Origin of the sequence: Spirillospora sp. NPDC000708, from assembly GCF_040299565.1 — a bacterium.
Taxonomy (GTDB): Bacteria; Actinomycetota; Actinomycetes; order Streptosporangiales; family Streptosporangiaceae; genus Spirillospora.
The window spans coordinates 1-9,704 of sequence record NZ_JBEPCJ010000173.1; the positions used below are offsets into that span (position 1 = coordinate 1).

At 71.1% G+C, this 9,704-nt stretch carries 12 protein-coding genes; 7 read left to right on the forward strand and 5 right to left on the reverse strand.

Translation table 11 applies throughout. The features are described 5' to 3' along the window. Nucleotides 1–264: 264 nt before the first annotated feature. Nucleotides 265–1,539 carry an HNH endonuclease signature motif containing protein gene (locus ABT299_RS51370; protein WP_500255328.1) on the forward strand — a complete coding sequence of 425 codons (1,275 nt, stop codon included), beginning with the start codon at nt 265–267 and terminating at the stop codon, nt 1,537–1,539. 44 nt (nt 1,540–1,583) lie between these two features. Here the strand turns inward: ABT299_RS51370 and ABT299_RS51375 are convergent, their stop codons facing one another. Continuing rightward, a complete protein-coding gene (locus tag ABT299_RS51375) occupies nt 1,584–2,345 on the reverse strand; it encodes a class I SAM-dependent methyltransferase (RefSeq protein ID WP_500255329.1) in 762 nt (253 codons plus the stop codon). 959 nt (nt 2,346–3,304) lie between these two features. On the opposite strand from ABT299_RS51375, the gene ABT299_RS51380 reads away from it, so the two are divergent. Continuing rightward, nucleotides 3,305–3,436, forward strand: a complete 132-nt coding sequence (locus ABT299_RS51380; protein WP_500255330.1) for a hypothetical protein — start codon at nt 3,305–3,307, stop codon at nt 3,434–3,436. Here the strand turns inward: ABT299_RS51380 and ABT299_RS51385 are convergent. After that, on the reverse strand, nt 3,420–3,845 hold the full coding sequence (locus ABT299_RS51385) for a hypothetical protein (protein WP_500255331.1): 426 nt from the start codon (nt 3,843–3,845) through the stop codon (nt 3,420–3,422). The two genes, ABT299_RS51380 and ABT299_RS51385, sit on opposite strands and share 17 nt — an antisense overlap. 110 nt (nt 3,846–3,955) lie before the next feature. Here ABT299_RS51385 and ABT299_RS51390 point away from each other — a divergent pair, with 110 nt between their 5' ends. The 3 genes from ABT299_RS51390 (at nt 3,956) to ABT299_RS51400 (ending at nt 5,014) form a co-directional block, all read left to right on the forward strand. Beyond that, nucleotides 3,956–4,078 carry a hypothetical protein gene (locus tag ABT299_RS51390; protein WP_433241519.1) on the forward strand — a complete coding sequence of 41 codons (123 nt, stop codon included), beginning with the start codon at nt 3,956–3,958 and terminating at the stop codon, nt 4,076–4,078. Beyond that, nucleotides 4,075–4,584, forward strand: coding sequence for a hypothetical protein (locus ABT299_RS51395; RefSeq protein ID WP_190859194.1), 510 nt, complete (start codon nt 4,075–4,077; stop codon nt 4,582–4,584). The genes ABT299_RS51390 and ABT299_RS51395 overlap by 4 nt, the downstream gene beginning before the upstream one ends. Before the next feature lie 82 nt (nt 4,585–4,666). Continuing rightward, complete coding sequence (locus tag ABT299_RS51400; RefSeq protein WP_190859196.1) at nt 4,667–5,014, forward strand: VOC family protein; 348 nt, start codon at nt 4,667–4,669, stop codon at nt 5,012–5,014. Between the two features lie 12 nt (nt 5,015–5,026). Here the strand turns inward: ABT299_RS51400 and ABT299_RS51405 are convergent, their stop codons facing one another. Next, nucleotides 5,027–5,578 carry a CGNR zinc finger domain-containing protein gene (locus ABT299_RS51405; protein ID WP_500255332.1) on the reverse strand — a complete coding sequence of 184 codons (552 nt, stop codon included), beginning with the start codon at nt 5,576–5,578 and terminating at the stop codon, nt 5,027–5,029. Between the two features lie 85 nt (nt 5,579–5,663). On the opposite strand from ABT299_RS51405, the gene ABT299_RS51410 reads away from it, so the two are divergent. Then, nucleotides 5,664–6,539, forward strand: a complete 876-nt coding sequence (locus tag ABT299_RS51410; protein WP_387033180.1) for an alpha/beta fold hydrolase — start codon at nt 5,664–5,666, stop codon at nt 6,537–6,539. A gap of 16 nt (nt 6,540–6,555) precedes the next feature. On the opposite strand, the gene ABT299_RS51415 is transcribed toward ABT299_RS51410, so the two are convergent. Then, on the reverse strand, nt 6,556–7,386 hold the full coding sequence (locus tag ABT299_RS51415; RefSeq protein ID WP_500255333.1) for an oxygenase MpaB family protein: 831 nt from the start codon (nt 7,384–7,386) through the stop codon (nt 6,556–6,558). Nucleotides 7,387–7,487: 101 nt separating this feature from the next. Continuing rightward, nucleotides 7,488–8,219, reverse strand: a complete 732-nt coding sequence (locus ABT299_RS51420) for an isocitrate lyase/PEP mutase family protein (RefSeq protein ID WP_190859205.1) — start codon at nt 8,217–8,219, stop codon at nt 7,488–7,490. A gap of 173 nt (nt 8,220–8,392) precedes the next feature. Between ABT299_RS51420 and ABT299_RS51425 the strand changes: the two genes are divergently transcribed. Continuing rightward, the gene (locus ABT299_RS51425) at nt 8,393–9,421 is read left to right on the forward strand and encodes an alpha/beta hydrolase (RefSeq protein WP_190859207.1); all 1,029 of its coding nucleotides are present in this window, start codon (nt 8,393–8,395) and stop codon (nt 9,419–9,421) included. Nucleotides 9,422–9,704: the final 283 nt, after the last annotated feature.

The window sequence follows — 9,704 nt, forward strand, 5'->3', positions numbered from 1 at the left end:
CGTCCACCCTTGACTTTGGAGCCTCTGCGGCCCCTAGGCAGGTGATGGGGGCAGGCTCCGCCTGCCCCGCCCCCGGGTCGCGCCACCCCACCACCGCCCTCCGTCAGGAACCAAGGGACGAACTCTCCCTTCCGTGAGGCGCGAAGATAGGCAATAGGCCACGTGGTCCGGCCGCCTTTCCCGCCCTGATAAATACCGGGAAGAATGTGACTCGAACGGCCTTGAACGGCCTCGAATGTCAGTCACACAGGGTACTATTTACGTATGCAATCAGTGACGGTCGAACTTGAGGCCGCGTCCACCATGGAACTGGTGAACGCGCTCTCAACCATCGCCACTGAACTCGCGTCACGCGAAGCTCCCAAATCCGCTGCGGCCTGCCTGGAACTCACCGAAACCCTGGTGGCCGCATCCGATCTGCAGGAAAGCGTCCTCGCCGGATTCATCGGCCGAGTCGACGCCACCGGAGAACAGGCCCGCTGGGGATATCCCTCCACCCAAGCGTGGCTGCGATCTCGACTCGGCATGCGCGACAGCCGAGCCAAGGAGCGCCTCACCCTCGCCCGGCAGCGTCACCGCCTGCCCCAGGTTTCAGCCGCGCTCGCCTGCGGCGACCTGCCCTACGGCTACGCCGTCACGGTCGCCGACTCGGTCGCCCGCCTGGACGACACCGACTGCGCCGAGGCCGAGACAATCCTCCTCGGCTTCGTCGACCAAGGCTTCTCGGCCGGAAAGGTCGCCGCGTTCGGGCGCCGCATCCGCGACCTCATCGCCGAACGCGACGACACCGAAGACGCCCCCGACGAGGACACCAAGCGCGGCTACGACAAGTCCTGGCTGACGACCACGCGTTCCTTGGACGGCGGCCGGTACGTCAAGGGCTGGCTGAACCCCGAGGACGCCGCCATCTGGGACGGCACCCTGGCCCCGCTGGCCAAGCCGGCCGGACCAGACGACCGCCGAGACCTCCCCGAACGGACGGCGGCGGCACTGTCGAGCGTGCTCTCAGGCGGCCACAAGGCGTCCAAGGTCACCGTCATCTGCGACCTGGACACCCTCACCGGAGGCAACGCCCCCGCCCGCCTCACCGACGGCACCCCCATCCCCGCCGCCCAAGCCCGCCGCATCGCCCTAGCCGCCGGAGTCTCACCCCTCCTACTCGGACGCGGCAACACCCCGCTCTACCTGGGCTACCGGGAGCGGTTCGCTAGCGCAGCACAGCGGCAGGTGCTGGAGACGCTGTATTCCTCCTGCGCGGTACGAGGCTGCGAGATCCCCGGGACGCTGTGCGAAGTGGACCACGTCCACGGATGGGCACTCGGACACTCCCCCACCGACATCGACCAGCTCGCACTCACCTGCGGATGGCACAACCGCTTCAAACACACCAACCCCGACCAGATCCACATCACCAAAGATCAGGACGGGCGGTACGTCTACCGGCTACTCCCACCAGCCGACGTGCGAGACACGAGCAGGGCCGGGCCACCGGGCAGCACCGACCCACCCGACACCCCCGCCCTCGACTGGGCCGCTTGACCGCACTCGTCCATGCCCTGCGCCGGTCCACCGCCGCCGCAGGGTTATGGACGGGTGGCCACCAGCAGATCGACTAGGTAGGTCTCCTCGACCGTGTCGTCCGGGAGTGCCTCCTGCAGCCGACGGCGTTCCTCGACGAGGAAGGCATGCCTGCGGGCCTCGCTGAGGACGAGGAACGCTGAGCGGCTGGTGATGTTGGCCAGGTGGGTGTCCAGAGGAACCACGCGGGTCCAGCGCATTTGACGGCGTGCGACGCGCAGCCCCGTCAGGCCCGCCAGCCGGATGGCTTCGCCGTCGTCAGGACGGACGGTCGGCTTCGGTTCCGTCCCGCAATGCCGTGCGATGCGCTCGTGCTGCGCGCGGATCCACGGCACGTCGAAGGCCGTGGTGTTCCACCAGATCGCCACCGCGCCGTCGCGGCGCAGGACGCGGAGCGCCTCGGGGACGGCGCGGGCCGGGTCCGTCCACTGCCACGACTGCGCGTAGGTGATGAGGTCTTGCGAGTCGTCGGCCAGCGGGAGGGCGTTGCCGTCGCCGCGTACGACCGGCACGCCCGGGAGGGCCCTGCGGCACTCGGCGGCCATGGCCTCACCGGGTTCGACGGCGATGACCTGGGCGTCCCTCGCGCGCAACAGCGCGGTGGCGATCCCAGTGCCCGCACCGACATCGGCGACCCGGGCACCGGCCAGGGGACGACCCGCGAGTTCCTCGATGGCGTCGAAGAGCTGGGGCGGATAGGAAGGTCGGCTGGCCGCGTACTGGGCGGCGGCCCCATTGAACGACTCGGCGCGGGAGCTGGCGGTCATGTCCTCCATCATCGGCCCGCACGGACACCGGCCCATAAGGAACCAACTGCCCTCACCGTTCCACCGACGCTTGGCGCCGGAGATCCTGTGCAGCGGGCCGCGCCTGGGTCGATCCATTAGGCCGTCCCTGGGGTGGCGTCGGGGTTCTGATCGACTTGTTGTGAGCTGATCACATACGTCACGTAGTTCGAAGGATCTCGGCTCGTGTGACTGTGGAGAGTTGTCGGGTGTTCTGGGTGATCTCGCATCGGTGGCCGTGGAGGAGGTACCGCCGAACGAAAGCCGAGTGCGTACGACGACCACGCATTGCGCCTGTCCATGCTGCGGCTCGTCGTCGAGACCGCGTCACGGCAGCTACCGGCGGCGGCTGGCGGACCTAGCGGTGGCGGGGCGTCCCGGCGAGCTCCAACTCGTTGCTGTGCCTGGTGGCAGGCTTTCAGACAAGACGCCGGTCAGGCGCACCGTGCCTGCCTGGCCATTCGGGCCAGCGGAGACCCCGCCCTCAATATGAGCCACGAACTCACCGCGCCCCGGCTCCTCGCCAGCCGCCCAGACCGCCCCGGACTCTGCGACACAAGAACCTGCTGGCCCGCTGCCAAGCCGACATCGTTGCCGACTGCGTCGCCTTGTTCGCGACGGTGACCGACCGCGAAGGCCACCGGCCCGGCTCCACGAGGCCGATGCCACCGACATGCCTCCGCTGCACAGCCTCGCCCGAGGCATCCGCCACGACTTCGACGGCCATGGACCACACCGACTGAACGCCTCGTGTTCCTGGCACGGAAGTCGGCCTACGCATAGTGATCACCACGGGCCATCGTCCGAGGGGCCGAAGCGGCATCCGGACGTTCCTGGCGAGTGAAGCAGGGCGCTTCGCTGGTGGGGCCGAAGTTCAGATCTCCGCGACCGGTCTTCGACACCTTGATGACAGTGGCCGGCACCCGGCTGGCTCACGAGAAGTGGATCAGAACTGGGCGGCGTCGCAGCAACCGTCCGCGCCAGGGCTGGATCCTAGGACGATCCTCAAGGCGATCGACATGCTCAAGGCCGAGGGGACGTCCCGGGGCACCTTCGTCAAGCCGGCCGAGTAGGACTGACCGTGCCCGAGCACCGGGTCTGGCGTGCGGTGAGGGCTCGGTGGAGGGGGAGCGTGGTGGTGGCCACGTAAAGGCCGAAGAGGGTGATGGGCAGGAGGCCGACGGGGCGCCATAGCCAGTTCGGGTCGTCGCGCAGGAGCGGCCAGTCGGCGATCCAGTTGGCGGTGACGTCGGCTGTCATCACCGTGGCCGCGAGCGTGACGCCTGCTGGGCGCGCGCGGGCCAGTAGGACGACCACCAGTGGGTCCAGGACGGCCAGGGCCGTGAAGAACACCTGGAGTACGACCGGGGCGAACGCGTAGGCGTGGACGCCGCCGTGGGCCAGGTCCCAGAGGTGCGCGCATGTTCCCTCGGCGAATCCGATCAGGTAGACGCCGAGGGCGCACCTCACCCGCCACCGCACGATCCGCACCTTATGCCCGTCTCGCGGGGGACGTGGATGGCCCGTGCGGGGGAGGTGGGCGGGGCGGCGTGGGCGGGAGCGTGGGGGCATCGCGAGATCAGGAGGAAGCGGTGTCCCGGAAGTTCACGATCAAGGCCGCGGTGATCGCGGCGCTCGTCGCCCTCATCGCCGGGGCGATGCTGGCCACCGGGTCCGGTGAGCCGGCCGCGCACGCGCTCGGGGCCGTCCGATGACCGCCGCCGGGACGCGGGGGCCGGTGCCGCGCTGGGCGGACCGGGCGGCGCAGGCGACGATGTGGTGCGCGCTCCCATCCGGGATCTGGCGGATCCTGTTCGGGCTCGGCCTGCCGGCGGGCTTCACCGGTTCGCAGGACCCGGCGAACGGGCCGTGGTACGTGCTGCCGTACGTGATCGCGCTGACGGCGCTGTCGGAGACGATCGCGTTCCTCAGCCTCGGGCTCGTCCGGCCGTGGGGCGAGGTCTGGCCGCGCTGGGTGCCGTTCCTGGCCGGGCGGCGGATCCGGCCGCTCGCCGCGATCGTCCCGGCGTCGCTCGGCTCGGCCGCGCTGATCTGCCTGTGGACGCCGATGGTCTTCGGTTTCTCGAACACCGATCCGGAGATGCCGCACGGCGCGAAGGCCGTGATCCTCTACGTCTGCTACCTGCCGCTGGTCGCCTGGGGGCCGCTCCTGGCGGCGGTGACGGCGGCGTACGCCGTCCGCCGCCGCCGACACGGGTGACGCCGTTCCCATTCGTCCAAGACCCGCGTGTCCCGGGCGCCTAGCGTCGAGGCACGGATCGAACTTCTCTGGAGCCGCTCACATGTCCGTTCGCCGCGTCGTGCCCAATATCCGCTCTGAAGCCGCGGGAGAGAGCCGCGAGTTCTATGGCCTGCTGGGGTTCGAGGAGGTCATGGATCTCGGGTGGGTCATGACGCTCGCCTCCCCGGACGTCCCGGGCGCGCAGATCAACGTCATGTCCGCGGACAGGACGGCGCCGGTCGTTCCGGACATCAGCGTGGAGGTGGACGACGTCGACGCGGCGTACGCGGCCATGCGGGCGCGGGGCGCGGAGATCGTGCATCCGCTGCGGGACGAGGAGTGGGGCGTGCGGCGGTTCTTCGTCCGCGACCCGGACGGACGCGTGATCAACGTCCTCGCGCACCGCTGACGCGGAGGCCCGTCAGGCGGGCTTGCGGCGCCGGTAGTGGCGGGCGACGCGGACGCGGTTGCCGCAGCGGGCGGCCGAGCACCAGCGGCGGCGCGGGTGGGCGGGCAGGAACAGCAGGACGCAGTCGTCGGCCTCGCACTGCCGGATCTTCGTGACGGACGGGTCCGCGAGGAGGTCGGCGGCTGCCTCGGCGAGCCATCCGGCGAGCCGCGCGCCGGGCGGGCCGGTGCGGCGGCGTGCGGCCGTGACGGCCGAGCCGTCCCAGGTCAGCTCGGTGATGGCGGGTGCGGCGCGCTGGGCGTCGTTGAGCGCGGCGAGGTCGGCGCCGGCGGGACGCTCACCGTGGCGGGCGCGTTCGACGGCGTTGGCGACGTGCTCGCGTACGGCGTGCACGGCTCGTACATCGTGTATGTCGAGGGAGTCGGCGTCCGGGAGCCGGGCGGCTTCGAGGTCCAGCCAGGCGCGCAGGTCGTCGGGGGTGGCGAGCAGGTCGCCGGCCGTGGTGCGGGTGTTGACGAGGTCGAGGGCGAGGGGTTCGCCGGTCAGCGGGACGACGTCGCTCATGGTGTTAATGCTACATGTGGCAGTTGACCTGTTAGTCGGCGCTTGGCTATAACTAACGCATCTTCAGTGGAGGAAGGCGTTAGACATGACGGTTCCCACGGTCGCGCGGACGGTTCACCGGTACCTGGACGTCGACGGCGTCCGCGTCTTCTACCGGGAGTCGGTGCCCGAGCGCGCCGGTGCGCCCGTGCTGCTGCTCCTGCACGGGTTCCCGTCCGCGTCGCACCAGTTCCGGCGACTGATCGACGTGCTGGGCGCCCGGTACCGGCTCATCGCCCCCGACTACCCCGGCTTCGGGCACACGCGGGTCCCGGACGGCTTCGCGTACTCGTTCGACCGGCTCGCCGACGTCATCGAGGGCTTCGTCGAGCGGCTCGGGCTGTCCCGGTTCGTCATGTACGTCTTCGACTTCGGCGCGCCGGTCGGCTTCCGGCTCGCCGAGCGCCGCCCGGAGTGGATCGCGGGCCTGGTCGTCCAGAACGGCAACGCGTACGCCGAGGGCCTGTCGGACGCGGCCCGCGACTTCATCGCGCTGCGTCCCGGCCGGGACGGCGCCGAGGAGACGATCCGCGCCCTGCTCACCCTGGAGGGGACGCGCGGCCAGTACGAGACGGGCGTCGCCGACACCGAGGCGGTCGCGCCCGACGGCTGGACGCTCGACCAGCACTTCCTCGACCTGCCCGGACGCAAGGAGGCGCAGGTCGCGCTGGCGTTCGACTACCACGCCAACGTGGAGCGCTACGGCGCCTGGCAGGCGTGGCTGCGCGAGCACACCCCGCCGACGCTGATCGTGTGGGGCCGCGGGGACCCGTTCTTCACCGAGCCGGGCGCGCGCGCCTACCTGCGCGACGTCCCGGACGCCGAGCTCCACGTCCTCGACACCGGCCACTTCGCGCTGGAGGACCGGCTGCCGGAGATCGCGCCGCTCGTCGCGGGCTTCCTCGACCGCGCCTGGACGTGACGCGGCCACCCCGGCGTCAGACGATCGGGCGGTCCTTCCGGATGCGGCGGCGGACGTCCCACAGGTAGACGTTGAACGGGAAGGCGCGGAGGGGGCGGGGCATGGCGCGGTTCGTGGCCGCCATGAGCCGGACGAAGCGGTCGAAGCGGGCCTGGTCGCGGGGCGTCCACGGGAAGCCGAGCTCGTCGCGGAAGGGGGCCGGCAGGAACCCGAGGGTGAGGAAGCGGTGCAGGCGGCCGAGCGTCCACCGCACGGGGGCGGGCAGGAACCGCAGCTCGGTGAGGTCGCGGAGGTAGGCGCGGGTGACGTCGTCCATCTCGATCTTCGCGAGGGACGCCGTCCAGTACTCCTCGAAGGCGGCGCGGTCGGCGGGCCACATGTCCTCGGTCATCTGGAGGGTGGTGCCGAAGCGGGCGCCGTGCCGGTACAGGGCGTCGATCTGCTCGGGGGCGGGGTCGCCGTAGAGCATCGTGTAGATCATCTCGGTGCCCCAGTAGAGGCACGCGGCCACCCAGAGCTGGAGGTCGCGGTCGAAGGCGTTGTAGGGGACGGGCTCCTTCGCGCGGACGTGCTTGTGGGCGCGGTTGACCTCGCGGCGCATGGCGAGGCGCTCGTCCTCGTCGCCGAGCATCGCGACGGCGATGTAGCTGAGGGTGGTGCGCCCGCGCTTGACGGGGTGCTTGTCGACGCGGCCGCTCTCCACGGTGCTCTCGGCGACGCCGTGCCCGACGGGCAGGCGCGACAGCTGCATGACGACGTTCGCGGCGGCGGCGGACAGGGCCATGCCGGAGATCGCGTCGAGGACTATCGTCGGGGGACGGTCCGTGGACGTGGCGGTCGCGGTCATCCGGTCCTCACTCCTGGCACAGAGAAGCGATTTCCGTATCACTGTGCCAGCTGTAAGCGATCACTTGCAAGGGCGCCCGGCGAACCGGACGCCCCCGCCGGTCAGGCGTACGGATCCTCCTTCCGCAGCACGCGTTCCGAGAACTCCTTGAGCGCGTCCAGCGCCCGCATGTACGGCACCGGCCCGAACGACACGCGCGCGGCTCCGGCCTCCGCCGCCTCGGCGAGCGACGAGCCGGGGAAGACGTTCACGTTCACCGGCCCCGGAATGCCCTTGACCAGCGCCGCCACCGCGTCCGGCGGCGCGGTGATCGGGTAGACGCAGTCCGCGCCCGCCTCGATGTAGAGCCGGCCGCGGGCGATCGCGGCGTCCACCGGGTCCGCGACCCCGCCGATGAACGTGTCGGCGCGCGCGTTGATCACCAGGGCGTCGCCGGCCGCGGCGCGGACCGCGGCCAGGTACTCGGCCTGCTCCTCCGGCTCGGCCAGCTTCCCGGCATAGGTGTCCTCCAGGTTGCAGCCCGCGGCGCCGATCGCGAGCAGGCGCTCCACCAGCTCCTCCGGCGGCAGCCCGTACCCGGCCTCGGCGTCCACCGTGACCGGGACGGACGCGGCCCGGATCACCCGGCCGGCGGCGGCGAACATCTCGTCCGCCGGCGCGCCCTCGTGGTCGGGGTAGCCCAGCATCGCGCAGATCGCCGCGCTCGCGGTGGCGAGGGCGGGGAACCCCGCCTCCTGGACGATCTCGGCGCTCGCCGCGTCCCACACGTTCGGCAGCAGCAGCGGGTCGCCGGGGCGGTGCAGGTCGCGCAACCGGGCGGCGTTCTCGGACATCCGTCTCTCCTTCCGTCACCTGATCGGTCACCAGGGGGACCGGATCGGGACGCTTTCCGTGACACATGCCCCGTCCGGCCGGGTCCGGCACCCGGCCGGCGGCGGTATCCGCGACCCCGGGGGCTGGGTTAGCGTCGAGATGGCCGAGTGGCCCGTGACACGAGGGAGTGCGCATGCTGCCGTGGTCCGCCGACTACGCCGGACGCCTTGAGGAGCACGTCGTCAGCAGCGAGCTGCTGCGCGGCAACCCGCTGAAGGACCCGCACGAACGCCCGCTGCTGGTGTACGTCCCGCCGGGCTACGACGACGAGCCGGACCGCCGCTACCCCTCCGTCTACGTGATCACCGGGTTCACCGGGCACGTCGGGATCTGGCGGAACCGGATGCCGTACCGGCAGCCGTTCCCCGAGACCGCCGACGCCGTGTTCGCGTCCGGCGAGGCCCCGCCCGCGATCGTGGTGTTCGTCGACGCGTGGACGGCGCACGGCGGCAGCCAGTACGTCGACTCGCCCGGCACCGGCAAGTACCACTCGTACATCTGCGACGAGGTCGTCCCCTGGGTGGACGCCCATTACCGGACCCTTGACGCGCCCGAGCACCGGGCGATCAGCGGCAAGTCCAGCGGCGGCTACGGCGCGATGATCACGCCGATGCTGCGCCCCGACCTGTTCGGCGCGCTCGCCACCCACGCCGGGGACGCCCTGTTCGAGTACTGCTACCTGCCCGAGTTCCCCAAATGCGTGCGCCACCTGCGCGCGTACGACGGCGACATCACGCGCTGGTGGGACGACTTCAACGGGCGGGTCTCGTTCACCAAGCCCGAGGACATGGAGCTGCTGAACGTCCTCGGCATGGCCGTCTGCTACTCCGCCCGGTCCGACGGCACGCCGGAACTGCCGTTCGACCCGGTGACGGGCGTCCTGCGCCCGGACGTCTGGGACCGCTGGCTCGCCTGGGACCCCGTCCGGATGGTGCCGGACCACGCCGCCGCGATGCGCTCCCAGCGGGCGATCTGGATCGACGGCGGCACCCGCGACGAGTGGTTCCTGGACATCGGCGCCGAGGCGTTCCACCGCGCGCTGCTGGACGCCGGGGTGTCCCCGGACGTGATCCACTTCGAGCTGTTCGACGCGGGCCATGGCGGCATCGACTACCGCTACCCGCTCGCCCTCGCCTGGCTCTGCCGGCGCATCGCGCCCTGACGTCCCGCCCCCGCGCAACGGCGTGCCCGCCCCTCCGGCGGGCACGCCGTTCACGCTGGTCAGGTCGGCTTTTCAGTGTTTTCAGAGGGGCCGTTCACAGGGATTGAAAATCCAGTGGCCCATGGATTCGTTGACACCGGTCACCCGTCCGGCGAGCCTTTGGGCTGTCCACCGAGAACGTCCGCACCACCCCACGCGCGACGCCTTCGACGACGGACGCTCGCGGATGCGGCCGTCCCCGCCCGGCCGTATCCGCGCCGCCGCATCCGGCGGCCGGCCGACC